Annotated in this window: 26 protein-coding genes and 1 pseudogene; 12 read left to right on the forward strand and 15 right to left on the reverse strand. The window is 54.7% G+C overall.

Annotation, left to right across the window (positions count from 1 at the left end; translation table 11 throughout):
• Window position 1 precedes the first annotated feature (1 nt).
• From opp4C to EH164_RS00240, 4 genes are all read left to right on the forward strand, one after another.
• Window positions 2-949 carry an oligopeptide ABC transporter permease gene (gene opp4C / locus EH164_RS00225; protein WP_042715135.1) on the forward strand — a complete coding sequence of 316 codons (948 nt, stop codon included), beginning with the start codon at window positions 2-4 and terminating at the stop codon, window positions 947-949.
• Entirely contained in the window at window positions 946-1,929 is a 984-nt protein-coding gene (locus EH164_RS00230) for an ABC transporter ATP-binding protein (protein WP_042715059.1), read from the forward strand. The genes opp4C and EH164_RS00230 overlap by 4 nt, the downstream gene beginning before the upstream one ends.
• A complete protein-coding gene (locus tag EH164_RS00235) occupies window positions 1,926-2,900 on the forward strand; it encodes an ABC transporter ATP-binding protein (protein WP_124966950.1) in 975 nt (324 codons plus the stop codon). The genes EH164_RS00230 and EH164_RS00235 overlap by 4 nt, the downstream gene beginning before the upstream one ends.
• Before the next feature lie 73 nt (window positions 2,901-2,973).
• Window positions 2,974-4,167, forward strand: coding sequence for a zinc-dependent alcohol dehydrogenase (locus EH164_RS00240; protein ID WP_042715056.1), 1,194 nt, complete (start codon window positions 2,974-2,976; stop codon window positions 4,165-4,167).
• Between the two features lie 58 nt (window positions 4,168-4,225).
• Here the strand turns inward: EH164_RS00240 and EH164_RS00245 are convergent, their stop codons facing one another.
• The 3 genes from EH164_RS00245 to nfsB all read right to left on the reverse strand — a co-directional run bounded on the left by EH164_RS00245 (window position 4,226) and on the right by nfsB (window position 5,744).
• Window positions 4,226-4,627 carry a type II TA system antitoxin MqsA family protein gene (locus tag EH164_RS00245; protein ID WP_124966951.1) on the reverse strand — a complete coding sequence of 134 codons (402 nt, stop codon included), beginning with the start codon at window positions 4,625-4,627 and terminating at the stop codon, window positions 4,226-4,228.
• Entirely contained in the window at window positions 4,628-4,933 is a 306-nt protein-coding gene (locus tag EH164_RS00250; protein ID WP_124966952.1) for a type II toxin-antitoxin system MqsR family toxin, read from the reverse strand.
• A 157-nt stretch (window positions 4,934-5,090) separates the two neighbouring features.
• A complete protein-coding gene (gene nfsB / locus EH164_RS00255) occupies window positions 5,091-5,744 on the reverse strand; it encodes an oxygen-insensitive NAD(P)H nitroreductase (protein WP_124966953.1) in 654 nt (217 codons plus the stop codon).
• A 194-nt stretch (window positions 5,745-5,938) separates the two neighbouring features.
• Here nfsB and EH164_RS00260 point away from each other — a divergent pair, with 194 nt between their 5' ends.
• The 4 genes from EH164_RS00260 to EH164_RS00275 all read left to right on the forward strand — a co-directional run bounded on the left by EH164_RS00260 (window position 5,939) and on the right by EH164_RS00275 (window position 9,375).
• Window positions 5,939-6,874 carry a LysR family transcriptional regulator gene (locus EH164_RS00260; protein ID WP_124971187.1) on the forward strand — a complete coding sequence of 312 codons (936 nt, stop codon included), beginning with the start codon at window positions 5,939-5,941 and terminating at the stop codon, window positions 6,872-6,874.
• 61 nt (window positions 6,875-6,935) lie between these two features.
• Entirely contained in the window at window positions 6,936-7,889 is a 954-nt protein-coding gene (locus EH164_RS00265; protein ID WP_124966954.1) for an aldo/keto reductase, read from the forward strand.
• 122 nt (window positions 7,890-8,011) lie between these two features.
• On the forward strand, window positions 8,012-8,950 hold the full coding sequence (locus EH164_RS00270) for a peptidoglycan-binding protein (RefSeq protein ID WP_124966955.1): 939 nt from the start codon (window positions 8,012-8,014) through the stop codon (window positions 8,948-8,950).
• Window positions 8,947-9,375: a lysozyme inhibitor LprI family protein gene (locus EH164_RS00275; protein ID WP_124966956.1), complete on the forward strand. Its 429-nt coding sequence runs from the start codon at window positions 8,947-8,949 to the stop codon at window positions 9,373-9,375. Before EH164_RS00270 ends, EH164_RS00275 begins: the two co-directional genes overlap by 4 nt.
• Before the next feature lie 80 nt (window positions 9,376-9,455).
• Here EH164_RS00275 and EH164_RS00280 read toward each other — a convergent pair whose 3' ends face one another.
• The gene (locus tag EH164_RS00280; protein WP_124966957.1) at window positions 9,456-10,628 is read right to left on the reverse strand and encodes a multidrug effflux MFS transporter; all 1,173 of its coding nucleotides are present in this window, start codon (window positions 10,626-10,628) and stop codon (window positions 9,456-9,458) included.
• Between the two features lie 252 nt (window positions 10,629-10,880).
• On the opposite strand from EH164_RS00280, the gene EH164_RS00285 reads away from it, so the two are divergent.
• A complete protein-coding gene (locus EH164_RS00285; protein WP_124966958.1) occupies window positions 10,881-11,774 on the forward strand; it encodes a dihydrodipicolinate synthase family protein in 894 nt (297 codons plus the stop codon).
• 60 nt (window positions 11,775-11,834) lie between these two features.
• On the opposite strand, the gene EH164_RS00290 is transcribed toward EH164_RS00285, so the two are convergent.
• The 11 genes and pseudogenes from EH164_RS00290 to EH164_RS00340 all read right to left on the reverse strand — a co-directional run bounded on the left by EH164_RS00290 (window position 11,835) and on the right by EH164_RS00340 (window position 22,014).
• A complete protein-coding gene (locus tag EH164_RS00290; protein WP_124966959.1) occupies window positions 11,835-12,893 on the reverse strand; it encodes an AbrB family transcriptional regulator in 1,059 nt (352 codons plus the stop codon).
• Window positions 12,894-13,107: 214 nt separating this feature from the next.
• Complete coding sequence (locus EH164_RS00295) at window positions 13,108-14,604, reverse strand: pyridoxal-dependent decarboxylase (RefSeq protein WP_241174992.1); 1,497 nt, start codon at window positions 14,602-14,604, stop codon at window positions 13,108-13,110.
• 251 nt (window positions 14,605-14,855) lie between these two features.
• Window positions 14,856-15,446, reverse strand: a complete 591-nt coding sequence (locus EH164_RS00300; protein ID WP_124966961.1) for an N-acetyltransferase — start codon at window positions 15,444-15,446, stop codon at window positions 14,856-14,858.
• Between the two features lie 227 nt (window positions 15,447-15,673).
• Window positions 15,674-15,974 (reverse strand): annotated as a pseudogene (gene rhuM / locus EH164_RS22865) (RhuM family protein); the annotation flags it as partial.
• Between the two features lie 375 nt (window positions 15,975-16,349).
• A complete protein-coding gene (locus EH164_RS00310) occupies window positions 16,350-16,946 on the reverse strand; it encodes a hypothetical protein (protein ID WP_124966962.1) in 597 nt (198 codons plus the stop codon).
• Window positions 16,939-17,853: a DUF4747 family protein gene (locus EH164_RS00315; RefSeq protein WP_124966963.1), complete on the reverse strand. Its 915-nt coding sequence runs from the start codon at window positions 17,851-17,853 to the stop codon at window positions 16,939-16,941. The genes EH164_RS00310 and EH164_RS00315 overlap by 8 nt, the downstream gene beginning before the upstream one ends.
• 448 nt (window positions 17,854-18,301) lie before the next feature.
• Window positions 18,302-20,635 (reverse strand): primase-helicase zinc-binding domain-containing protein, encoded by a 2,334-nt coding sequence (locus tag EH164_RS00320; protein ID WP_124966964.1) that lies wholly within the window; start codon window positions 20,633-20,635, stop codon window positions 18,302-18,304.
• A gap of 11 nt (window positions 20,636-20,646) precedes the next feature.
• On the reverse strand, window positions 20,647-20,967 hold the full coding sequence (locus EH164_RS00325; RefSeq protein WP_076736647.1) for a DUF5375 domain-containing protein: 321 nt from the start codon (window positions 20,965-20,967) through the stop codon (window positions 20,647-20,649).
• The gene (locus tag EH164_RS00330) at window positions 20,964-21,197 is read right to left on the reverse strand and encodes a hypothetical protein (protein WP_124966965.1); all 234 of its coding nucleotides are present in this window, start codon (window positions 21,195-21,197) and stop codon (window positions 20,964-20,966) included. The genes EH164_RS00325 and EH164_RS00330 overlap by 4 nt, the downstream gene beginning before the upstream one ends.
• Window positions 21,194-21,751 carry a host cell division inhibitor Icd-like protein gene (locus EH164_RS00335; RefSeq protein ID WP_124966966.1) on the reverse strand — a complete coding sequence of 186 codons (558 nt, stop codon included), beginning with the start codon at window positions 21,749-21,751 and terminating at the stop codon, window positions 21,194-21,196. Before EH164_RS00335 ends, EH164_RS00330 begins: the two co-directional genes overlap by 4 nt.
• Complete coding sequence (locus EH164_RS00340) at window positions 21,748-22,014, reverse strand: AlpA family transcriptional regulator (protein WP_124966967.1); 267 nt, start codon at window positions 22,012-22,014, stop codon at window positions 21,748-21,750. The genes EH164_RS00335 and EH164_RS00340 overlap by 4 nt, the downstream gene beginning before the upstream one ends.
• A 539-nt stretch (window positions 22,015-22,553) precedes the next feature.
• Between EH164_RS00340 and EH164_RS00345 the strand changes: the two genes are divergently transcribed.
• Genes EH164_RS00345 through EH164_RS00355 form a run of 3 tightly spaced genes read left to right on the forward strand, consistent with a single transcriptional unit; the run spans window position 22,554 to window position 23,964 of the window.
• A complete protein-coding gene (locus EH164_RS00345; protein ID WP_124966968.1) occupies window positions 22,554-23,348 on the forward strand; it encodes a capsid protein in 795 nt (264 codons plus the stop codon).
• Complete coding sequence (locus EH164_RS00350) at window positions 23,348-23,554, forward strand: ogr/Delta-like zinc finger family protein (protein ID WP_124966969.1); 207 nt, start codon at window positions 23,348-23,350, stop codon at window positions 23,552-23,554. Before EH164_RS00345 ends, EH164_RS00350 begins: the two co-directional genes overlap by 1 nt.
• Complete coding sequence (locus EH164_RS00355; RefSeq protein WP_164483589.1) at window positions 23,551-23,964, forward strand: phage polarity suppression protein; 414 nt, start codon at window positions 23,551-23,553, stop codon at window positions 23,962-23,964. The genes EH164_RS00350 and EH164_RS00355 overlap by 4 nt, the downstream gene beginning before the upstream one ends.
• Window positions 23,965-24,275: the final 311 nt, after the last annotated feature.

Here is a 24,275-nt window from a genome sequence, read left to right on the forward strand (position 1 = left end):
GATGCTGGGTTCACTCTTCTCAACCAACCGCCGTCTGCGCAAAGCAGAGATCCCGGCGCTGGCTCAGGCGACGCCTTCCCCGTGGCGACAGGCGTGGCGCGCGCTGCGTCACAACCGGCTGGCGATGCTCTGCCTGCTGGCGCTGATTGTGATGGCTGTCTGGTGCGTCGTTGGGCCCATCTGGTCGCCGTGGAAAAACGACGCCACCGATGCATTGATGATCAACAAACCCCCTGGTGCTGAGCACTGGCTCGGCACCGATTTCCTTGGGCGCGATGTTTATACTCGTCTGCTGCTGGCCGGGCGTATCTCTTTGATTATTGGCCTGCTGACCATGCTGCTCTCCGTGGCGCTCGGCTACCTGCTTGGCGCGCTGTCGGGCTATGCGGGCGGCTGGACCGATAAAGTGATTATGCGGCTGGCGGATCTGGTCATGACTATTCCGAGCCTGCCGCTGCTGATTGTCGCTGGCGCGATGCTGTCGGAACTCGATTTCCCCGCCGAATCACGTATCTACATGGTGGTAGTGATGCTGAGTCTGCTGGAGTGGCCGAAGCTGGCGCGGCTGGTGCGCGGGCAGATCCTCTCTCTGCGCGAGCGCGATTTTATGCTGGCCACCCAGGTGCTGGGCCTCTCCTCACGCCGCCGCCTGTTTGGTCACCTGTTGCCCAACACGGTGCCGATTCTGGTGGTGATGGCGACGATGGCGGTGGCGAATGCCATTCTGATGGAGTCGGCGCTCAGTTACCTTGGCATGGGCGTGGTACCGCCAACGCCGTCATGGGGCAATATGATGGATGCCGCCAACAGCCTGATCGATTTTCAACGCCGTCCGTGGCTGTGGATGCCGCCAGGGATCGCCATTTTTATCACCGTGATTGCCATTAACGTGCTGGGCGATGGCCTGCGCGATGCGCTCGATCCGAAGATGAAACGGAGCCTGAAATGAGCGAACCGCTGGTCACATTCAACCAACTTTCCGTCTCCTTCGCCGCTGAACAGGGGCGCGTGCGCGCCGTGCAGGAGGTCTCCTTTGCCATTCAGGCCGGGCAGACTATCGGCGTGGTCGGTGAATCCGGCTGCGGAAAAAGCGTCACGGCGATGTCGCTGATGGGCCTGCTGCCACCGCAGGCGGCGCGCATCGACGGCGGGGAGATCCGCTTTCAGGGCGAGGATCTGCTGCGCCTGAAGCCGTCGAAAATGGCCGATCTGCGCGGCAACCAGCTGGCGATGATTTTCCAGGAGCCAATGACCGCCCTCAACCCGGTGCTGACCATCGGTGAGCAGCTGTGCGAGCCGCTGATCCGCCATCGCGGCCTGTCGCCGAAAGCGGCCTGGCAGCGCGCAACGCAATTAATTGCTGAAGTGGGGCTGGCGCGGGCAGAGAGCCTGATGAGCAGCTATCCGCATCAACTCTCCGGCGGCATGCTGCAACGCATCATGATTGCTATGGCACTGAGCTGCCAGCCGAAGCTGTTAATCGCCGATGAGCCGACTACCGCGTTGGATGTCACCGTGCAGGCGCAGATCCTGCGACTGTTGCGCGACCAGGCGCAGGCGCACCATATGGCGCTGATGTTGATCACTCACGATCTGGGGGTGATCGCACAAATGGCGGAACACGTGGTGGTGATGTACGCCGGACGGATTGTCGAGCAGGGGCCAACCGCCGACGTGTTACGTCACCCGCTGCACCCCTATACCAAAGGGCTGATCGCCTCGCGTCCGGTGCCGGGCGAGCGGCGGCGTCGGCTCTACTCGATCCCCGGCCAGGTGCCGGATCTGGCTGAACTGCCGCCGTGGTGCGCCTTTTACGATCGCTGCGAGCGCGCGACCGACGCCTGTCGGCGCGGCATTCCGCCGCTGGTGGGCGACGAGACCCGGCAGGCGGCCTGTATTCACAGTGCGTTAACGGAGCCGCAGGCATGAGCGCAGAGTATGTGATTGAAGTTAACGACCTGAAAAAGTACTTCCCGCTGCGCGACGGGCTGTTTGGTCAGCAAACCGGGCAGGTGCGCGCGGTCGATGGCGTCAGTTTTAACATTCGTCCTGGCACTATTTTTGGCCTGGTCGGCGAATCCGGCAGCGGCAAAACTACCGTCGGGCGCACGCTGCTGGGGCTGTACGATAAGACCGCTGGCAGCGTGAAATATCGCGGCCAGGAGCTGGGCGATCTCGCGCCTAAGGCGCTGCGCGCGTTGCGTCCGAAAATCCAGCTGGTGTTTCAGGATCCCTACAGTTCGCTCAATCCGCGCATCCGCATCGGCGATGCGATTGGTGAAGCGATGCTGGAGCATAAGCTCTGCACCCGCGCGGAGCTGTATGACAAAGTCATTGCGGTGATGAAGATTTGCGGGCTGGCACCGCAGCACTACAACCGCTTTCCCCATGAGTTTTCCGGCGGCCAGCGCCAGCGAATTGGCATTGCACGGGCGCTGATCCTTAACCCTGATTTTATTATTGCCGACGAGCCGATTTCGGCGCTGGATGTCTCCATTCAGGCGCAGATTATCAACCTGTTCGCCGATCTTCGCGACGACTTCGGCGTGACGTTTCTCTTTATCTCCCACGATCTCGGCGTTGTTGAACATCTGTGCGATGACGTGGCGGTGATGTATCTCGGGCAACTGGTAGAAACCGCCAGCCGCGACACGCTCTTCAACCAGCCGCTGCACCCCTATACCCGCGCGTTGCTGGCCGCTGTGCCGACCCTCGATCCGCTGCGCGAACCGGTGGCGGCGGTGCAGGGCGAGATCCCGGATCCTTCGCGACCGCCGCCGGGCTGCCGCTTTTCGTCGCGCTGCCCACACGCCACGGAGATCTGCCGTGAACAGGCGCCTTCGCTGCGTGAAGTGGCTCCCGGGCATCATGTTGCCTGCCACTGGGTGGATAAGATGTAGTGCCGCTTCGCCGTGCTTCCGCAGGCTGTTCTATGCTTATCAGTCCTGTCTGAAATCATGGGGAACACGGTACATGAGAGCACTTACTTATCACGGGTCACATAAAGTCAGCGTCGATAACCATCCCGATCCGATTATCCAGGCGGCGGATGATATTATCCTTCGCGTGACCGCCACGGCGATTTGCGGCTCGGATCTGCACCTTTATCACGGCAAAATCCCCGGTACGCATCACGGTGACATCTTCGGTCATGAGTTTATGGGCGAAGTGGTCGAGACCGGGGCTGGCGTGCATGCGGTCAGCAAGGGCGACCGGGTGGTGATCCCGTTTGTTATCGCCTGCGGCGAATGTTTTTTCTGTAAGCTCCATCAATACTCCGCCTGTTCGGAAACGAACGAAGGCAAAGGTGCGGCGCTAAACCGAAAAGGCATTACTCCGCCGGCGGCGCTGTTTGGCTACAGCGATCTCTATGGCGGTATTCCCGGCGGCCAGGCGGAGTATGTCCGCGTGCCGAAGGCCAACACCGGGCCATTTAAAGTGCCGGATACGCTCTCTGACGAGAAGGTGCTGTTCCTCTCCGATATTCTGCCCACGGCCTGGCAAGCGGTGAAAAACGCCGAAATTAAACAGGGCTCAAGCGTGGCGATTTACGGCGCAGGCCCGGTCGGGCTGCTGTCGGCGGCGTGCGCGCGTCTGGAAGGGGCTGAACAGATTTTCATGATCGATGACAGCGACTACCGGCTCGCCTTCGCCCGCGACCGCTACGGCGTTATTCCTATCAACTTTGATAAGAATGACGATCCGGCGGCGTGGATTATCGAAAACACGCCCGGTCATCGCGGCGTCGATGCGGTGATTGATGCCGTGGGCTTTGAAGCCAAAGGCAGCACCACCGAAACGGTGCTCAGCACCCTGAAAATCGAGGGCAGTAGCGGCAAAGTGCTGCGCCAGGCGATTGCCGCCGTACGGCGCGGCGGGATTGTCAGCGTGCCGGGCGTCTACGCCGGGTTTATTCACGCCTTTATGTTTGGCGATGCCTTCGATAAAGGGCTGACCTTCAAAATGGGGCAGACCCACGTGCACTCTTTCTTGCCAGACCTGCTGCCGCTGATTGAGTCCGGCCATCTCAAACCGGAAGAGATTGTCACGCACCATATGCCGCTCGAAGAGGCCGCCCGCGGCTATGAGATCTTCGATAAGCATGCAGAAGATTGCCGCAAAGTGATCCTCGTTCCGGGGCTTAACGCCGCGAAAGCGACGATCTAACATCCGTTTATGCCTGGTTCGCCGGGCAGACAAGCAAAAAGCCCGGTGAACCGGGCTTTCAGGCATGTTTTAGCTCCTCGAAAAGCTCTGGATGCTTGTCCAGCGCCTTAAAGAGCAAAACTAAAGGTCTTGGCGGGGCAACACGCCCGGTTTCGTACCGGCTAAAGGCGTTTGCGCCGCCGCCAAACATCTCTGCCGCCTGGCGCTGATCGAGATTAAACCGCTTTCGGATGGTGGCAATAAACTGAGGATCAACTTCTTCGGCGTTAACTTTGCGGACAAAAGCTGCAACCTGTTTTGAGTAATGTTCACCGTTCAGACGGTCGAAAATGATCTCTCCACATGCGTCGCAGTAATCGCCTGCAATCGCAGTGAGCGTAGTCACTTTCCCTTTGTAACGGTATTCAATGTTGCGGGTGTCATGTTTGAGTCCCGCAGCGCCGCAAACAGGGCATTTCATTTATCTCTCCTTAAACGACACGATCAGTACATCGTCAGAGACGATTAACTTCAGATAGAGTTTTTGTCTCTTCCAGACTGGTCGGTAAACATCGTGCCACACCGTATGATCGGCATATGCCGTCATGCTTTTAAAAAAATCTTCTGAAGTGAGCGCCAGAATCACCGCGCACATCTCGTCAAATGGCGGTGGATTAAAGCCCAATTCAATCGCTCCCGCGACAGCGCTGGCTGTGGTTCTAACCTTTCCCTCGAGCACCATCCGCTTCACGATATGTAAGCGGACATGGGGAGTTCCTTTCTCCATATTTTTAACCTAAAAGCTAAATTATGCAAATAGGGTAAAAAGCTACCGCATGCAATGTCCTGGTCAAAGCGGGAAAGTAGGGAAATGCGGGTGATGGACGGGTTGGCCTGCAAGAGAATGCAACAAATAAGAAGCCCGGTGAACCGGGCTTCCATTTTTAGATAAAGGTGAAGATCTCGTCGCGCGGCAGGCGCGATTTAGGCAGCGCGGCATTAAAATCCTGCTCGCTGCGTACGCCGAGCGATACCAGCACGACGCTGGTCAGCCCTTTTTCGCGCAGGCCCAGCGCCAGGTCGAGTTCACGCGCGTCAAATCCCTCCATCGGCGTGGCGTCGATGCCGAGCATCGCTGCGCTGAGCAGCAGGCCGCCGAGCGCCAGATAGACCTGCTTCTCCATCCACTGCGGCAGATCGCGCTGCTCATAGCGGTGCAGATCAACATAGGAGCGGCGGCCCTTATCCTGGCCCGCTTTCGCGCCGTCAGCCACAAAGCGGCCATCCTTCTCCTCCTGTGCCAGCACCTTTTGCAGGTGGGCCTCATCGAGATCGCTGCGCATGCAGAGCGCAATCACGTGCGAGGCATCGGCAATTTTCGCTTTGTTATAGATGAAGTTGCTGGTGGCGGATTTCGCCATCGCCGCGCGTCCTTCCTCGCTTGAGGCGACAACAAAGTGCCACGGCTGCGAGTTAACGGAAGAGGGGCTGTTGTGCAGCACGTTAAGCAGGGTGTCGATCTTCTCCTGCGGCACGCGCTGAGCGGGGTCGAAGGCTTTGACGGTATGGCGGGAAATCACGGCTTCATCAAGGGTCATTTTTCTCTCCTGGCGAACATTCAAATAACGCGGGGCGCACCGTCCCGTAGAGTCGCCGAGGATAAACGCTGCGCCAGCGAAGATAAATCGGTGAAAAACGGCAACACTTTCACTCGCAAAGTGAAAATGCGGTTTGCCTGCGCCCGTTTTTCTGGCACAACAGAAGCGCTTGTTATTTGCCGTTCGGAGAGATGATGATTCGGCTGGAAGATGTCACGCTGTTTGTTCGCTCGGCGCTGCTGGGCAGTTTTTCTAACGCCGCGCGCGAAGCCGGGCTGCTTCCCGGCCAGGTCAGCGCAGCGGTGCACCGGCTGGAGCGCGATCTCGATAAGCGCCTGTTTGTGCGCTCGACCCGCAGCCTGCGCTTAACCGCCGAAGGCGAAAAGTACCTCCCCTTCGCCCAGGAGATGCTGGAAGTGGTGCGCGCCGGATCAGAGAGCCTGCACAGCGGCGATAACGAACCGCAGGGCGAGCTGCGCATGGCGGTGCCATCCGATCTGGGACGCAACGTGCTGCTGCCGATCATCACCCGTTTTTGCGCCCAGTACCCGAAGGTCTCTCTGCGCCTCTCCCTTTCCGATCAGCTTAGCGATGTGTTTCGCGATCCGGTGGATGTCGCTATCCGCTACGGCGTGCTGGATAACAGCAGCTATGTGGCGCTGCCAATTGCCGAAGATAACCGCCGGGTGCTGGCCGCGTCGCCTGCTTATCTGGCGCAGCATGGCAAGCCGCAAACCCTTGATGAGGTGGTTAACCATCACTGTCTGCTCTTCACCATGAACAACCAAGTGTATGACAAATGGAGCTTTCCGGAAAATGGCCTGCGCCGACAGCTGATCGTCAAAAGCCGGATGTTGTGCGACGACGCGGATGTCGCCCGCCGCTGGGCGGTGGAGGGGATGGGCATTGTCTATAAATCGTGGATCGACGTTAGCGCCGATGTACTGGCCGGGCGGCTGGAGGTGTTGCTGCCGCAGCATCCCGGCGAGGCCGCGCCGCTTAACCTTATCTGCCCGCATCGCAAACAGTTCTCCCCGGCGATTCGCCATCTGCACGCGGTTTTACGGGAAACGTTACGACCAATCACCGCACAGCTGCGCAGCCTGGCAGCGGAAAAACCGCACGGATAACCAAAAGCGATCGCCATTACACGCCAGGCTTAAAGTTTGACCTTCACAGGAGGAAGTGGCGATGGCATTACGTTCATTAGGCACCACGGGGTTACAGATCCCGGCATTAGTTTTTGGCGGCAATGTGTTCGGCTGGACCGTCGATGAGCAGCAGAGCTTCAGTTTGCTGGACGCGTTACTGGAAAAGGGCTTTACGGCGATCGATACGGCAGACGTTTACTCTGCCTGGGCACCGGGCAATAAGGGTGGCGAATCGGAAACCATTATTGGTAAGTGGCTGGCAGCGCACCCTGGTCATCGCGACAAGATCACCCTGTTTACTAAAGTGGGCGCCGATATGGGCGAGCCCGGCAAAAAAGGACTCTCGGCACGCTGGATTGAGCAGGCGGTTGATGACTCGCTCCGTCGTCTGCAAACGGACTATATCGACCTCTACTTCTCCCACTGGCCGGATAGCGAAACGCCCTACGATGAAACGTTAGGCGCTTATGAAAAGCTGTTGAAAGCAGGGAAAATCCGCGCGATTGGCGCGTCCAACCTCGACGCCCAACAGCTGGCAGAATCGCTGAAAGTGGCGGATGAGAAAGGGCTGCCGCGCTACCAGGTGCTGCAACCGGAATATAACCTCTACGATCGCGAGAGCTTCGAAGGCGCGTTGCAGGATTTAACGGTGCGGGAAAATATTGGCGTGGTGACCTACTACAGCCTCGCTTCCGGCTTCCTGTCGGGCAAATATCGCAGCGAAAGCGATCTTAACCAGAGCCAGCGCGGACAGGGCATCGCCAAATACCTGAATCCGCGCGGCTTCGCCATTCTCGACGCACTTGATAAGGTGGCGGCGGATCATAATGTGAAACCCGCCGAAGTGGCGCTCGCCTGGCTTATTAACCAACCGGGCGTCACCGCGCCGATTGCCAGCGCGACCAAAACTGCGCACGTCGAGAGCTTCGCTACCGCCGTGGCGCTGAACCTCTCTACCGATGAGATCGCCGCACTGAATAAAGCCGGCGCGTAAACCACTAAATGCCCGGGTTTTAGCTCGGGCTTCGCCGCTTCTTTGTTTTATGAGCATTCCCTAAAAAAAAGCAAATCATGTGCGATAAGATGTCAGGCAAAAATAGCTAATGGATAAAAGAAATGAAAAGGACTGCTCATCATCATTCCCCTCAACCTAGGGTTTTTAGCTTGACACATTCTGTTGGCGAATGTGGTTCAAACGATCCTTACGATGTGGAACTACTTCAAGGCAAAATTAAAAAAGCAGGTTATACGCAAGCTACAGGCCGTACGATTAACGAGAACGGCTCCTGCACTCCGGACACCTTGGAGGCTATTCGATGGTTCCAGGCATTAATCAACATGCCTGCAACGGGTTTAGTATATCCAACTGACATGTGGTTTATTGAGGCTTTAGAAAATGCAACCTCACTTCACTGGCGTGTAAAACATGTTGGTGGGGTTTTAACCGTTCAGGAAGGACAATTAACATTTGATTATGAGGGGGTTGACTATATTACCGCTGCCGCCCCCTTTCGACAGCCAGCTCGTATGCCATGGTTTTCACGCATATTACATCATCCATCACAAGATTCAGGTGTTACACTCGGGCGCGGTTTTGATATGAAAAAACGTACCGCCGGAAGCATTCTATACATACTCAGAAAAGCAGGTGTAGAAGAGTATAAAGCGCAAATTTGTGCTAAAGCAGCCTACTTACAAGGTAGAGAGGCTGATGTTTTTATTTCCGTTTACGGCCCTCTGGTTGGTGAAATTACACATCAACAACAGGTTCGTCTTTTTGATATTTCGTATCGAGAGAAGAAGGATTATGCCAAGGGAGTTTATGATCGAACTGCTACAAAGATATCAAATGCACTTTCTTGGGATGAAATTGACATAAAAATCAGGGATGTATTTGTAGATACTATCTTTCAGGGAAATCAAACTGCCCGAGTTCTGGTGAAAATTATGGCTGAGCGCGGTTCGAAGCAAGATGTTATTAATTACCTTAAAACTGATTTATATCAGTCAAGAGATCCACAACGTTTGTCGCTAAGGTTGAATTACTTAAGATGAAAATTAACGTATTCTTTGTCGCTCTATTCATTTTTGCAAATGGCGCATTTGCGGCATCTAAAACATCTTTTGAGCAAAAAAGCATTTCCCACTGCATCGAAAAATATGGCGAAAACGATGATGAGTGTTTAGAGGATGTAAACGATACCTCTGAGGCTGCGCTGAATAAGGCTTATGAAGCGAAGCTGAAAGAGATCGCCTCTTTTGACTACACGCGCTGGTGGCGAGGCTCTCAGGAGCAGAAAGAGCGTATGCTGGCAACCTATAAGCAGAATCAGAAAGAGTGGCTTCAGTACAGAAACAATTACTGCGAACTGGTGAGTACGCAAGCGATGGGCACCCATGTATTTGGTGAAGCTATGTTAGGTTGCGTTCTCAATATGAATACGTTGCGTATTGATCAGATTAATAAAATCCGGCTTTAAGCCCGCCATACCTCGATGCTTATCCGGCCCACAAACCCTGTAGGCCGGATAAGGCGCAAGCCGCCATCCGGCATCGCCCTTTATTGCGGGGAGTTGACCCGCCAGGCCATTGCGGCGCTGGCGACGGCGAACAGCGCCATGATCCAGGCCATTGTCCACGGCGTGCCGTCGCGAAACGCGGCCAGCAGCAGGGAAGAGATAATGCCGCTGCCATATTGCAGGGAGCCAATCAGCGCCGAGGCCGAGCCGGCAAAGGCCGGGACGGTATCCAGCGCGGCGGCGGTCGAGGCGGCGGCGATAATGCCGTTCATCGAAAAGAAGACAAACACCGTAATCAGCACCGCAACCAGGCCACCGAATTGCAGCTTCACCAGCAGCGCCAGCACAACGCCTGCGAGGGCGGCCAGCGTGACGGCGATCTTCAGCAGCTTATCGAGCGGATGGCGCTGCACCAGCCGTCGGTTAACGGCGCTCATCCCCATCAGGCCAACAATATTGAGCGCAAACAGCCAGCCAAAATACTGCGGCGCGACATCGTAATAGCCGATATAGACGAACGGCGAGCCGGTGACAAAGGCGTAAGCAGAGACATAGAAAAAGGTGACGCACAGCGTGTAACGCATAAACGCGCGATTGCGCAGCAGCGTGAAGTAGTTGCGAAATACGCCCGCCAGCGAAGCGTGAATCCGCTTTTCTGCGGGCAGGGTTTCCGGCAGCGCGAAGAGCGAGACAAACATCAGCGCGCCAATCACCACCAGCACCCAGAAAGCCGCATGCCAGGTGGTGAACTTAATAATCTGCCCGCCCGCCAGCGGCCCAATAATTGGGGCGATCGCCATAATAATGGTCAGGGTGGAGAGCATCTGCGCCGCGCGGGTGCGCACAAAGAGGTCGCGGATCATCGCCCGCGCCAGCATCGGCCCGGTACAGGCACCGAATGCCTGAAACACGCGCCAGAACACCATCTGATGGATCTCCGTCGATAACGCACACCCCGCTGAGCCGATGATAAACAGCACCATACCGATAAATAGCGGCTTGCGGCGTCCGATGGCATCGCTCACCGGCCCCCACACCAGTTGCGCCAGCGCGAAGCCCATCAGAAAGCCAGTGATGGTCAGTTCAACATCGCCTTGCAACTCGCGCGCCATCAGCGGCATCGCGGGCAGGTAGATATCCGTCGACAGAGAGGTGAAGGCCATCAGCGCGCTGAGGATCGCGAGAAACAGCGGCCCGTGTAGCTTGGTTTGCATAAGATCCTGATTAAGTCACGAAGAGGGGTGCCGACAGCGCGGCGCGTTAACTTAAGCAGGGCGACACAAAGCGTAACGCCATTAAATCGCACCGCAACGCGCCCTGTTTTTCCGACCTGCAGAGCGCGAAATGTGGTTTATTCTTGAGAGTCTGCTGACGCTTTTTGTGAGGCAAACAACGAACCTGTCGGCGGATTAAACCGTATGATGCCGGGTTGCCACACTAAAAAAATGCCTAATGAGGGAACAAGAATGGACTTCACAGGATTAAGCGCCTTTGCGCTGACGCCGCTTCTCGATGACCGCCTGGATGAGGCGGCCTATATCAGCATTATTGAAAAACTGCGCGCCGCAGGCGTCGATTCCATCGGCGCGCTCGGCTCTACGGGATGTTATCCCTACTTTAGCCGCAGCGAGCGCGCGAGCGTCCTGCGTCTGGCAACGGAGTACTCCGGCGCGGTGCCGGTGATCGCCGGGATTGGCGCACTGCGCACGCGGGATGTGCTCTGGCTGGCGGAGGATGCGCAGAAAGCGGGCGTCAGCGCCGTGCTGCTGGCCCCGGTCTCCTATCATCCGTTAACGGAAGATGAAGTCTTCGATCTGTTTGCCACCGTCACCCGCGAACTGTCGGTACCGCTCTGCATCTATAACAACCCTAACGCCACGCACTTTAACTTCAGCGACGAGCTGCTTGCCCGTATCGCCCAGTTGCCGAATATTGGTTCGATCAAAATCCCGCCACTTGCCGCAGAGCTTGCCTCAGAGCGGGTGAGTGCGCTGCGCGCGCAAATCCCGGCGGATATCAGGCTGGGCATCAGCGGCGATGGCACGGCGGTTGAAGCGCTGAATGCCGGGTGTAGCGTCTGGTATTCGGTGTTCGGCGGGCTCTTCCCGCAGGCGGCACTGGCGATTTCCCGCGCGGCGATGGCGGGTGATATCGCACAGGCGCGCCAGCATACCGCCGCGCTCCAGCCGCTGTGGGATCTGTTTAAACGCTATGGCGGCAGCCTGCGCGTTATCGCCACTGCCGCAGAGCTGCTCGGCGTGGTGAAAGCGCCGTGTTTACCCGCGCCTTTGCAGACGCTGCAAGGCGACGCACGGCGCGAGGTTGCCCAGGTTATTGAGCAGTTGCGATTAACAGCGTGAGAGGATTGCCGGATGGCGGCTGCGCCTTATCCGGCCTACAAAAACGGCGAAGCGCCTACGCTAACGATTTAGCCGCTTCGCGACAAACCGTGAGATCGCCGGGCCGGTAATCAGCACCACAATAAAGCGTCCGGTCTGCATCGCCATCACAAAGGCGATATCGACATGGCTTGATGAGGCGATAATCGCCACCGTATCGGCCCCGCCGGGGCTGGTGGCGAGATAAGCGGTGAGCGGATCAATGCCGGCAAATTTCACCAGCAGGAAGGCGAAACCGCAGCAGATCGTCACCAGCGTCAATACCGACAGCAGCACGCGGGGCAGGGCGCGGGCGGCGTAGCGCACAATCTCGCGCGTAAAGCGCAGGCCAATACTCCAGCCGATAAGCGCGTAAGAGAGCGCCAGCAGCCACGGTGGCAGCTCAAGCGTCAGTAAGCCGCTATCCTCGACGATAATCCCCAGCGCGAGCGTAATCAGTAATGGCCCGGAGGGCATCTTCACGCGTCTGGCAATCAGAAAGCCAACGGCAATCAGCATTAACGTCGCGATAAATGGCCATATGCTCAGCGGGCCAAACAGCGTAAAGGTTGCCACCGCATGCTCGGCGCTCTCCGCCCCCATGCCGAGGCGGGTGACCAGCACCGCGACCAGCGCCACCACCATCACCCGCAGATACTGCATAAATGCCACGAGGCGCACATCGGCACCAAAACTTTCCGCCATGAGTGTCATCGCCGCCGCCGCACCGGGCGATGAACCCCAGATAGCGGTCGAGCCGGGAAAAACCTGCAGTTTCGCCATTATCCAGCCGAGAATGGCGCTGGCGAAAATTACGGAGAAAATACAGACCACAAACAGCGGCCAGTCGGCGGCGATACGACCAAATACCGACGGCGGAATCGCGTGCGCAATCATCGCGCCCACCACCGCCTGCGCGGCGCTAAACCCCTGTTTATTAATGGTGACCGGACGATTGTTGATCGCGAGAAAAATGCCCGCGAACATCGGGCCAAGCAGCAGGGCGGCGGGAAGATGGAGCCACTCCATCACCACCACCAGCAACAATGAGAGGGTAATAAGTTGCAACCAGTTACGCCATATGGGCGTTAACGTGGTCATTAACGGCAATCCTTTTGTGTCGCGGCAATATGAATAAATAGGCTGGATGACATACGCTTCCCGCAATCAATAAATTGAAGAGCAAATCAGATTATTGGAATGTAAGCGCTCTCTCTGTGGACTGCAAACCTGAGACTCTTTTTAAATAAAAAGGGTGTAAATCAAACATTATTTACACCCTGCGTCACTAATGCCGGAAAAATAAAGAGATCTTTTATTGCTGTAATTCCTGCCCTACTACCTCGTCCCGTGCCGCCATAATGCAATCCAGCACGTGCTTCATCAGCTCCGGCGTCAGGTGCATGTTCATAATGTAGATTTTCAGTGCGAACACTTTGGCATCAGGATCGGCCGCATCGCGGTTGTACTCTGTGACGCAGAATCCGGTGGTAAAGCTCATATAGGGCGTATGCATATCGTTAATTTGCTTGCCCTCACGGAACCACGCATAGAGTTTATTACCAATATCCAGCGTTAACTGATTATGCGCCGACAGCTGTGGTTTATACGCGGGATCGGTCAGTTCACGTTGATACTGCTCCTGCGCATCCACTCCTTGCGGATAGATGCGCAGCAGGGTGACCATGCCATTGTCCTGCGGATTGACGCATACCGTAGACGGCTCTGCTTGCAGCAGATTACGCATTACAAGATGATTTTCCAGGATCGAGCCCAGGCACGCCTGGAAGCCCTCATAACCAAAGTATTTCATCGTCGCCCAGCCCGCGACCGCGCCGGTTGCCGCGCGCGAGACTTCAAGCGTGTAGTGGTAAGGATTGTAATCCGTACGCGACTGCAGATAAGCCGAGCCCGGACGCTGCAACAGCGCTTCAAACTCGCCGGCATCGCGGTAAGCAAAGAAGCTGCTGGTGTAAGGCGAAAAGCCCGCTTTATGGAAATCAATGCCGATAGCGTCCGCGTATTTCATCTTCTCAAGTTCACGCGCGTTGCTCTTCATCATCGGCAGTAGCGCTTCGGTGAACTGCAGCGGGTTAGCGGCAAAGTCATATTTCTGGAAGGCCAGCCATGACCAGCTGGTCACTGCATCGCAGTAGAGCAGCGCCTTGCCATATGGCGCAGCGTTGCGATAGCGATCCAGTAAGCGGCGCACGTCCGCCACCGGATCGAAGGCGTTAGCGTCGGTTGTCCCCATCGTACAGACCACTGACGCAACCGGGATATTTTGCATCCGCAGCGCGATCAGCACCGCTTCCAGATCTTTTAGATCCATGGCGTTAGTCTTCGGATCGGTTTTGATGCAGATAATGTTATCCGTCCCGAGACCGGTCCAGTCTGTGCTGTTCAGCATGGTGAAGTGCGCCTGCTGAGAACAGAGGACTTTCGCATTGGTGCGCACGCCTTCGCGTCTGGAGTCAGGCAGAACGCGCGACAGGGCATATTTGAGATGATAGGTCCAGCAGCCGGAGCCGCCGTAGGTATAAAGACCGCCAGCCCGCTGCGCATCCCAGCCAATTAAATTTGCTAACATCCCACCGCTTTCCAGCTCAGCGCGTTGAACGTTCCAGGAGTACTCCCCCGACACAATATTGGGGGAGAATACCTGTGCGATCATGCCTGCAATAACCGATGCTGTATTGCCCTGAGGGATGGTATTACACATCGCTAATGGATGGCCCCAGTTCGGCATGCCGTGAAAAAGCGATGCCGTCTCGTTAATAACATCCTCGCACTGGCGTAAATTATCGGCCATTTCAGCAACTCTGACGCTTTTATAATCAACGTCAAGCTCGCCGCTATTACCTAACCACGCTGGGCCATTATTTTCCGGCCGCAATCTGTTTATATATTCTGAAATACGCGTAATGTTTTCAGAAAGAGCGTCATGGTTATCAGAAAATGCTGAAGGAAACAATGAGTTTGCTAATTCCTGATATTTCTTTGCTCTTCTTGGTTGATTTTTATTAATAGTATTCATCACAATCCTTTGCGCGTGGAGTGGTATTAAACGAGCGGTTTTTGCGGTTCTCTTAAAATAGGGTAAAGCTCAGGAAAACCGTCAATGCAGAGTTTGAAATCTGCGGGTTTAAAGCCAAGCCGCCCGGCAAGACGCTGTACACGCGCAGCTGTACATTCGGCATAGCAAGGTACGCCTGCTTGATCCTGTAAATGGATTAACCGGTACATCAACGCGTTAATAACGTCCATGCCGCGATCCTGGCCAGGAATAGCAAGCACGAAAATATAGAAATGTGGATTTTTTGGATGATAAGCACTCAGTTTGTGCATTAAATAGGCCATAGTAGCGTAATCGGCGCTATATTCATCCCGTAACTGTTTGAACAGGATCTCATCGGTAATATTTTCTGAGTCATAATGAAAATACATTAATGCACCGACATTATTTTCATCAATAATAACGCCGCCTTTACGTAGCGCGACTTCGGCATAGATCCTGAAGAAGCTGCGCAGCGCCTCCCTTCGTCTTTCCGGCGCTGGAAAGGCAGATTCAATAAGCACATCATCATAAAATGCTTCGGCAAGCAGATCGCATATCAGCTCAATATCAGAAAAGGTAGCATCCCTTACATTCATTATTTTTCCTCGATTAGTTGGATTGATATAAATGTTCTATTAATGCGTCGTTATTAATTGCAGGGGTTGTATGGCGAAAAAAGATATCATGATTAATAAATGTGAGGGAAGCGAAACATCCGAAAATAAAATGACAGATCGCATGTTGCTAAAGAGGAGAATAATTATTGTAGAGATGTTGTTTTATTTACATAAAAGCTATTGGCTCTTTTATTAAACAAATAAAATTAAGTCATGTTGAGTGATGCGTTTATCGATTTTTTGCTTTCTGCTTCTTTTAAATAACGCTGTAGCCTGGTAGATCGACAATATTCAGCAAGCGCTTTTCATCCGCTATTTTTAACCAATCTTGCCTGCGTCGTGTAAAACCTCCCGATGGTTAAATCGCAGAAATTGATCCAGCTTATTTTGCCAGTCGCGGAGGAATATATACTTACAACAGCGAGCCTGATCTTCATCAAATTCCAGCCACATATTTAATATACGGTTGAGTTCTCCAGCTTCATGTTGGCTGAGGAGATATTTGGCGCCTGCTCGCTGATCGTCAGCGGCCAGCGCATATGGAGCGCTTAATTGATTTAAGGCGCGCGCAGGCTGCTAATAGCGTGGTGTAAATCAGAAGTGATGTTTAAAGATTTGCCAGACAGAGACTTAATTTTGGCGGAAGATCACAGGAGTGCGATTTGTTGCTTATTGTTATGATTTTAAAGGCTTTTTTTATATCCTGCTTTTGTTTTATACACATTCTTATACACGTCAGTTTATGCCTTAAAAGGATTTTTTTGTCATAGAAACTTTTGTTGTCTAGAGACATAGTTAATTTAGAATAACAATAGATATTGATGTCCGGTTTATAGGTTGAAGAAAAATATATGGTAATGTGTAGATGAAAATGCATTAATTCTACAGTTTATCTAATAAACTGTTGTTAGTAAGTCCAAATAAAACTCCGAGCATTTCAATTATCACGATGAAACTATACCAAAGCATGAGCCAAGTGAAAATGCAAATATAAAATCCATTAAAAAATACTATTTGGAAAATACCAGTAGCAAGTGTTAGCACTAATATAATCAAAGGATAAGCTAAATCTGAACTAAGAACCAATACGCTACCGGATTTCATTTCCTCACTTTGGGAATAAGCTGTTTGAAATTCTTTAACTACTGATTTATCTAGCGCAAATATTAATGCATAGACGCCGATACCAAAGCCAATCAGCGATGGAAAAATAGATGTAATTATTGTACCCGGTGAATTAATTGCATATGATCCGATATGTGCTGCTAGTTCTGCCGCCTCAAGAGATTTAGCAAGAGCGCCTAAGTAGGTTAAAATAGTTAAGGCACATACAAGAATAAATTTGATGAAGAATTTTCTTACCCATAACTTTAAAGGAGCAAATCGCTTTCCTGAATTAGCGTCACCATTGTATACATAACTATTAGTAATTAATAGCAACGTCCCTATTACAGGGATGGATCTGAAAAACTTATACATTCTCATTTTCCTGTAATTTCTCATCTTTATTTTTTAAATAATTTCTGATTTTTACCGAGCAACTCACTAGAAATGTTCTGTCGGTTTGATCGGATCTATTATGTCTTAAGTTAAGGAATAAAGGCGAGTTTTCAGAATCGTAATTCATCATTTTAGTTTCTCTGGAATTAGGTAGCTTTACTTTATACCTCATTTTTATTTTACCGTGTGTTTGAGCAAATTTAATGATTTTTTTAACAAAGGGCGGAATGTTAAGCATATAACCATCATCACTTGAGCCATTTATTTTTAGTTTCTGCATTTTACTTTGCTTCATTTCTTCTAAAATATTTTCTGCGTCATCGCCGTTGGGGGCGTAAAGATCTATATCAACGGATTTATATGCTATTGCTTCTAGAAAAACTTCGTCAAGGGCACTAGGGAGCGATAGCATATTAATTGTGAGTGTATGGTCAGGAAACTCTTTTAAGGCAATATCCCGAAGGAAATATTCCAAAATCTCCGTCAACTTTTGATAGTTTTTTGATGGCGCTGCATTTTGATCAATGGCCAATATGTGGTTTTTAGCGTCAAAGACGAAAGGTATTTTCTTTTTCCCGGATACTGCAGAGCGCTGTTTGCTTCTTTCAAATAATAATCTATCAGTTAATAACTCTGTCACATCATCGGTTTCGTTGTACTTGATGAAATTACCATTTATACCGCCTCGTTCGCTGTAAAATTCGTATGGGCCTATGTATGATGCTTTGCCTAACTTATAATGATAACCTAGATGGTTTTTTGATTTTATTTCTCTTATATTCTTTTCTTTTAATACCATAAAAAGCTTTTTATACCCACTTATTCCAACTTCATTGGAAGAAATCGTTGGCAGAAGTTGAACATTATAAAAAATAAAGCTTGCCATATAAAGATTCCTTTCGTTCTATATTTAGTAGAATATTTGTTCATTTTTCATTCTTAGTCAAGAAGCTTGTTGCGATTGTTAAATCTAGTTATTTTTACGCTTTCCTTTAAAAAATAAATTTTTCAGTGGGTTGTAAGGTATTGATGATTTTTTAAGTCAGGATTGTTCCTTAGATCATGCGATAAAGGTACTTGTAAACTCATCATCGCTCATAGTGCTGTACGATTGGCACATGGGGGTTTGACTTAACGGATAGGGTGCTTTAACTAACCCAGCGACTCCAACAAAAACTTTTTTTGGGCTTTACTGTTCACACTGTTCACCCTCCTCTTTTACCCTTTACTTTCAGTAGCTTGAGTGGTGAACAGAAGGTGAAGGGTGAACAGTGCACTGTTCACTACCGGGAATGTCAGATAAAAAAAGACCGGCGGCTGCCGGTCTGGTGAGGTTATGTCGCTGCGGGCTCGTCGCACTTCGGCAGCCAGTCGCTGTTACTGTCTTCCCGGAGGGTGAGATTGGTCTGCGTCCCGTGTTTTGTGTGCCGCTTTTCGTAGTTTATGCCGTACTCTTTCAGCATCATCGGCAGCCCTGTTCCGAACATTTTCAGGCTCAGCACATGCTTAAACCCGTTCGCCTCCATATACACCAGGTAGGCATGATAGAGATAGCTGCGGGGCTGACGCGGCACGATGTTGGCGTTGCCCATGAACATCCCGTTAGTCTGCGGCAGCGCCTCCAGATAGCCGCAGAAATCAAAGGCCGGATCGGCATCGCGTTTGATGCTCAGCGCCTCGTCAGAGTTCTGCTGCGACTGGAGCAGCGTGCGGGCGCTCATGGGGTCGCTGAACCGCTGCATAAGCTGGCGCACAATGACCGCCAGCTCGCGGGCGATTTTGTCCTTCAGGTGCGGGTCGCGCTCTGCCGGGGCTATCTGCTCCGGGAAGTGGATAATCACCCGGCGACGGGACACGCCGCCGCTGCGGTCGGTGAAGCGCATCGGGTTGTTGTTCACGGCAAGAATCACCGCCGGAATATGCGTGGAATACGCATCCCGGTATTTCGGGTCAACCGACACGGCATCGCCCCCGGTGATGGCCTTGAGTCCCGCCCCGTCCCCGCTCCACTTCTCCTGGTCAGGCAGGCGGATGAGCGAGAAGCCAATCAGGGCTGCGCGTTCACGCGGTGATTCCAGTGTCTCGATGGTCGCCGACGTGGCGTTGTCCTCGCCTGCGAGCATGGTCGCAATCTCGGCCAGAATGCTTTTCCCGCTTCCGCCTGGCCCGGTCACTTCGAGGAAGAGCTGCCAGTCATAGCGGTTCGCCAGCACCATAAACAGCGCGGCCAGTATCACATCGCGTTTGTCAGCACTGCCACCGGCGGCGCGGTCGAGCCACTGCCAGAAATGCGGGGCATGCGATGCCAGCGTTTCGCCCGCCACCGGCGGGGTGAAATCCACATCACACAGGGTACGCAGCCAGTGCGATTTGCTGTGCGGGGTGAACGTGCCGGTTTTCGTGTCCAGCACCCCGTTACGGAAACCAATCAGACGACGGGCGGGCGCATTCTGCTGCGGGATAATCAGTTTCAGGGTCTCCACCACCGAGGCGATACGTCCCGACGAGAAGGGGGCGCGCAGGCGCTGGAACAGCCCGGCCACGTCGCGGGCAAAGTCTGAAGGCGGTATGACCTTCCAGATACCGTTTTCATACCGGGACAGGAGCTGGCCGTTCGCATCCACCGCCAGCGCCTCGCCGTAGTGCTCATGGACGCGCATGGCCTTCTCACTGGTGCTCATGGCGGTAAATTCCGCCTCGCTCATGGTGTCGAACGGACTTGCAACCGGCGGGCGGATGGCGTCGTAAACTGCCCGGCGCGTGGCATCCTCCCCGTTCAGGGTAAAGGCATCATTCCAGTCCCCGAACACCGGCGGCAGGGCAACCACCCCGTTGCAGGCGTCTGCGGCCGCTGCGGCTTTTGTCTGGCCGTCACCGCTCAGGTCACGGTCAGCCGCGAGGATAATCTGGCAGGCCGGGTGCTGACGGCGGGCAAGGCTCGCCAGAGAAAGGAGGTTCACGGAGGACAGCGACACCATCACGGTCTCGCCGGTCAGGTGATGCACGGTCAGCGCCGTGGCATACCCCTCCGCTATCCACAGGCGTTTTCCGGCCTGTTTCTGGCCTTCGATGATGTGGCATGCGCCTTTCACCGCCCCGCCTTTCAGGGTGCGTTTGTCCCCGTCAGCGTTAATGAGCTGGACGTTAACCAGTGCCCCGGTGTCGTCATGCAGGGGGACAACCACATCCCCGGCGCGGTAGCTCACGCCCCCGGTTTTGTGCGTGGTGGCGAGGGTCAGGCATTCGCGGCCAGCCAGCCCCTTGCGGGTCAGGTAGGCGTTACCGGTGACCGGGCGGGCAGAGGCCACGAGCTCAGCCGCTACTGCGGCCGCCGCTTTTCGCCCGGCGTCCGTTCCGGTGTCTGCGGTCGCGGTGGCTGCCGGGGCAACCGGCGGCAGGGTGCCGGTCACGGCATTCACTTTTCCGGCGGCCTCGGACGGGGTTACGCCGAACACCTTTTCAACCAGTTTCAGCCCGTCACCCGCGCCACACTGGTTACAGAACCACGTTCCGCGCCCCTCTTTATCGTCAAAGCGGAAGCGGTCAGAGCCGCCACAGACGGGGCAGGCCTGATGCCGGTTTCTGATGACCGGGACGCCCAGCGCCGGGAGAATGCGCGGCCAGTGGCCGCACGCCATGTTAACGGTGTCCGTTACGTTCATTTTCATTGGTGTGTTCCTCAGTGCAGGACAGGCACGCTGATATGGCGGGCGCAGAGTTCATCCATCACGGCCAGACCGAGAAAGGACAGCGACGGGGCGGCTTTCAGGGGACCGGCATCCATTAAATCTTCCAGCAGGGCACAGGCAATCAGGCGGCCTTTTTCCTCGCCGTGCTGGCGCAGGTAGAAGCCCTCCAGCTCGGCGGCAATGGCCGATTCCAGCGCATCGAGGGTGAGGTGCGGGTAACGGTGCTGACGGTGGCACACGGTCAGCCAGGCACAGGCCACGGCGCGGCGGTAAAGCGCGGCGCGCAGCACGGGTGTTAGCGGGGTTTTCATGCGCTGACCTCCTCTGTGAGCCAGCGCTGCATGCAGCGCTCCACCACGCCGTCGAGCTGGGTGGTCATCAGGTAAATCACGGAGGAGAGCTGCGCCTGGTGCGCCGGTTCGCGGCTGACCGTCACGCTGTCATTTAACAGCGTCATGGCATTCACGAACTGGCCGACGTTACGCAGGTGCTCCAGGCACGCAAGCTCATCACGGGTGAGCGTCAGGGTCAGGTCTTTCACGCGCACACCTCCGCCACCGGCAGACGCCCGGCAAACGCGAGAATGTAATCCCGGACAAGGGAGCGGCGTGCAGCGCGCTCGTCACCGGCAACGGTGCGGAGCATACAGATACGGGGTGTGCGGTCAGCGCGGCGAACAGCAGCGAAGACATAGACAAACTGCGGGTGTGACAGGGTGAGGTGGGTAGCCATGGTGGCAGCCTCCATTGAGTAGCGGTTATTGCCACCACCGGAGTTCCTACGCTCATGGGTGGTAGCCCGGACGGGGGTAGGAATACCGGCCTCAATGGATACCGGCCAGCCCGAAGGCTGCCCCGCCCGGGCCACCATTATCTGTATGAAACCATGGTGTGTGCATAAACACCACAGCCCGATAAATGGGTGTGCCTGAGCCACGACATAAAAAAAGACGCCTGGCGCGTCTGTTGTCGCCATTGAGTAACTCGGGTTCCTACGCCCGGCTGCCGATTTTGCGGCAGCGCGAAAACTATACCCGGGAACGGCCAGAAGAAGCAAGCCAGGAAAAGGCGGTTTTTGCACGGCGAACATCATCATGCGTCACAGCCCCGGTTACGGTCGGCGATGCGGGCAGCCATCCAGGCGGTGATTTCGGTGTGCAGCCAGGCGACATTTTTGCCGCCCAGGGAGACCTGCTGCGGAAAGGCATTCCGGCTGATGAGATCGTAAACGGTGGAGCGCGACAGACCGCAGAGGTGCATCACTTCGGGCAGGCGCAGAAAGCGCTCCTGAGCGGGCTCAGTCCCCGGCATTAGCGGGGCGGCAGGGACAGAAATCGGGGAAGAAAAAGCGGTGTGCATCGGGCTACCTCATAAAGTCCGTGTGGTGCCGGTCATGTCTTTCCGGCGTCAGGTAGCGCTCTATTTTGTGAATATTTTCAGTCAGGGCAACAAGTGATTTTTCACGTTTCAGGCGGGCGAATGGCTGATTTTTATACGGTGGCAATGTTCTCGCACATCCTGAACATGGTCTGGCACATTCTGGCATACCCGGATATAACCAGAATGAATTTAATATTAACAAATTATAACAATTTTATCTGAAAGCGGGCCAGGCAGCATTTCAGGCCGGTGAACAGTGGTGAACAGTGGGTGAACAGTCAGACCCTCAACTGTTCACCCCTTAACTTACTGTATTACTTACTTTTTATCTTTCTGGTGAACAGTGTGAAGAGTTAAATACAGAAAAACAAACAGGGAGAGGGGTTTTCCTGCGACCTCTTTCTGGCGAGCCGGTTTTTTCAGCGGTTTTCTGTACCATCCCGGCCACAACAGCAACAGCTCGTGATGTTGTGCAGGCCACGGCAGAATGCCCTCACACTGAAAAGAGAGAGCCCGCCATGAAAACTGAAATTATCACCGCCCTGATGAAAACCGTTGCCAGCACCCGGCCTGCCCCTGACCGCGCACTTATTGAGAATGTCGTGGCGGTCGCCAGTGAAAAGGCTGCGCAGAAAAATGCCGCCGCCGTAAGTGAGGCGCTCACCCGCTTTACAGAGGCGAAAGCCGCCCACACCGGCAGCATGATGGCGCTGAACGACATCGGCGCAGCCATCATCCGCAGCGAAAAAGAACGGCAGACTGCCCTTGAGGAAAGCGCGGAGGCTGACAAAAGCTGGCGTACCCGCCTGCGCAGCCTGGGTGGTGCCATGACCCCGGAACTGAAAGCCGAACACGGCCGCCGCATGGCCGGGCGCGAGCTGGCAGAGGAGTTCACCGGCCTGATTGCCGAGCTGGAGACAGACAAATCCCGTGCCATGCTTGAGGCGTGTGCGACCGGCAGACAGTATGTCGATGAACACAGGGCTGCCCTTACCGTCTGCGCACAGGCGGCCTGGTCAGAAGCGATGAACACCATCAGCCCGGCGCTGGTACGCGCTTACTGTCTGCGCCTGCGCGAACTGGAGCTGAACGGTGAGTCACGTCCGGGGCGTGTGCTGGGTGAGGAGCTGCAACAGCATGTTGCCCTCCAGGCACAGTTCTATACCTTCGACATGGACAGTGAGCCGGTTATCTCTCAGCTCGGCCTGCACCGCCCGCCGCTGACCGGCGTAGACATGACCCTCTATAAAAGCCCTGTTAAACGTAATCAGCTTGCCGCAACGCTGGCAGAGAAAAACAAGGCGCAGGGCTGATGTTCCACTGCCCGTACTGCAGACAGCCCGCGCACACCCGTACCAGCCGGTATGTGTCGGAGAACCTCAAGCAGCGCTACCACCAGCGCACCAGTCTTGAATGCTCGGCCACGTTCCGCACCTCCGAGACGCTCGACGGGGTGATACGTCAGCCGGCCATGCCGGAAAACGCCGTGGCGCTTTTAACCGCAGGAGAGAGACCATGACAGGAAACACCCTGACGCAGGCCGCAGAGACCTGCAAGCAACACCGTGCCGTGTGGCTGAGCCGCCGGGAAACGCCCTGCGCCCCGGAAGAAACCCGGCAGGCCGCAAGACAGTACATCCGTGCCCATGAGACCGTCCAGGCACTCAGTATCCGCCACCGGCTTGATGACTTCATGCATCAGCACGGCGCAGAGCTGGCCGCCATTCTTGCCCCGGAGCTGATACATATCCGCAGCCTCCCGGCGCACCTGCAACACCGGGCGCTCGACCGGGCAACGCATCATCTGCGCGACGCCCTCGCATCCTGGCTGGCCGCCGGTAACGGGATTAACCCTGACGGCTGCGCGGTGCTGAATGCCGTCGGAATCAGGCCCGATAAAGCGTCGCGCACGGACAGCCAGCAGCCATAATTCTCCGAAAAATGCGCACCGGTAATCCCCTGCCGGGCGCATCCTCCCGCCCTGAAAAATCCCCAAAAAAAACCGTTAATTATTTAAAAAATACCCTGCATGCATATGCTGCATTTAACTGCATTTATTTCTGCCTCCGCCTCATGCCCGCCCGCGCCAGTCCCGGCGCGGTCTGAGCCCGGTCATGCACCTGCATGTAAACCGGCCCGTGAAGCGGGCAGGCGAGGAGGGGAAAGCACTGCGCGCCAGCGGTGATGCGTAATAAAAAAATTATCGCCTGCGCCATAGTCGCTGTTAATTCGTCGCTAGTA

The organism is Kosakonia sp. CCTCC M2018092 (assembly GCF_003864115.1).
Classification (GTDB): domain Bacteria; phylum Pseudomonadota; class Gammaproteobacteria; order Enterobacterales; family Enterobacteriaceae; genus Kosakonia; species Kosakonia cowanii.

Coding starts and splice junctions, on each gene's coding strand:
- nfsB (WP_124966953.1), bottom strand. CDS start 5,744: ATGACCCTTGATGAAGCCGTGATTTCCCGCCATACCGTCAAAGCCTTC.
- EH164_RS00325 (WP_076736647.1), bottom strand. CDS start 20,967: ATGAAAACCCCGCTAACACCCGTGCTGCGCGCCGCGCTTTACCGCCGC.
- EH164_RS00250 (WP_124966952.1), bottom strand. CDS start 4,933: ATGGAGAAAGGAACTCCCCATGTCCGCTTACATATCGTGAAGCGGATG.
- EH164_RS00275 (WP_124966956.1), top strand. CDS start 8,947: ATGAAAATTAACGTATTCTTTGTCGCTCTATTCATTTTTGCAAATGGC.
- EH164_RS00235 (WP_124966950.1), top strand. CDS start 1,926: ATGAGCGCAGAGTATGTGATTGAAGTTAACGACCTGAAAAAGTACTTC.
- opp4C (WP_042715135.1), top strand. CDS start 2: ATGCTGGGTTCACTCTTCTCAACCAACCGCCGTCTGCGCAAAGCAGAG.
- EH164_RS00345 (WP_124966968.1), top strand. CDS start 22,554: ATGAAAACTGAAATTATCACCGCCCTGATGAAAACCGTTGCCAGCACC.
- EH164_RS00260 (WP_124971187.1), top strand. CDS start 5,939: ATGATTCGGCTGGAAGATGTCACGCTGTTTGTTCGCTCGGCGCTGCTG.
- EH164_RS00355 (WP_164483589.1), top strand. CDS start 23,551: ATGACAGGAAACACCCTGACGCAGGCCGCAGAGACCTGCAAGCAACAC.
- EH164_RS00295 (WP_241174992.1), bottom strand. CDS start 14,604: ATGGCCGATAATTTACGCCAGTGCGAGGATGTTATTAACGAGACGGCA.
- EH164_RS00310 (WP_124966962.1), bottom strand. CDS start 16,946: ATGTATAAGTTTTTCAGATCCATCCCTGTAATAGGGACGTTGCTATTA.
- EH164_RS00290 (WP_124966959.1), bottom strand. CDS start 12,893: ATGACCACGTTAACGCCCATATGGCGTAACTGGTTGCAACTTATTACC.
- EH164_RS00335 (WP_124966966.1), bottom strand. CDS start 21,751: ATGATGATGTTCGCCGTGCAAAAACCGCCTTTTCCTGGCTTGCTTCTT.
- EH164_RS00285 (WP_124966958.1), top strand. CDS start 10,881: ATGGACTTCACAGGATTAAGCGCCTTTGCGCTGACGCCGCTTCTCGAT.
- EH164_RS00300 (WP_124966961.1), bottom strand. CDS start 15,446: ATGAATGTAAGGGATGCTACCTTTTCTGATATTGAGCTGATATGCGAT.
- EH164_RS00340 (WP_124966967.1), bottom strand. CDS start 22,014: ATGCACACCGCTTTTTCTTCCCCGATTTCTGTCCCTGCCGCCCCGCTA.
- EH164_RS00270 (WP_124966955.1), top strand. CDS start 8,012: ATGAAAAGGACTGCTCATCATCATTCCCCTCAACCTAGGGTTTTTAGC.
- EH164_RS00280 (WP_124966957.1), bottom strand. CDS start 10,628: ATGCAAACCAAGCTACACGGGCCGCTGTTTCTCGCGATCCTCAGCGCG.
- EH164_RS00240 (WP_042715056.1), top strand. CDS start 2,974: ATGAGAGCACTTACTTATCACGGGTCACATAAAGTCAGCGTCGATAAC.
- EH164_RS00265 (WP_124966954.1), top strand. CDS start 6,936: ATGGCATTACGTTCATTAGGCACCACGGGGTTACAGATCCCGGCATTA.
- EH164_RS00245 (WP_124966951.1), bottom strand. CDS start 4,627: ATGAAATGCCCTGTTTGCGGCGCTGCGGGACTCAAACATGACACCCGC.
- EH164_RS00230 (WP_042715059.1), top strand. CDS start 946: ATGAGCGAACCGCTGGTCACATTCAACCAACTTTCCGTCTCCTTCGCC.
- EH164_RS00350 (WP_124966969.1), top strand. CDS start 23,348: ATGTTCCACTGCCCGTACTGCAGACAGCCCGCGCACACCCGTACCAGC.
- EH164_RS00315 (WP_124966963.1), bottom strand. CDS start 17,853: ATGGCAAGCTTTATTTTTTATAATGTTCAACTTCTGCCAACGATTTCT.
- EH164_RS00320 (WP_124966964.1), bottom strand. CDS start 20,635: ATGAAAATGAACGTAACGGACACCGTTAACATGGCGTGCGGCCACTGG.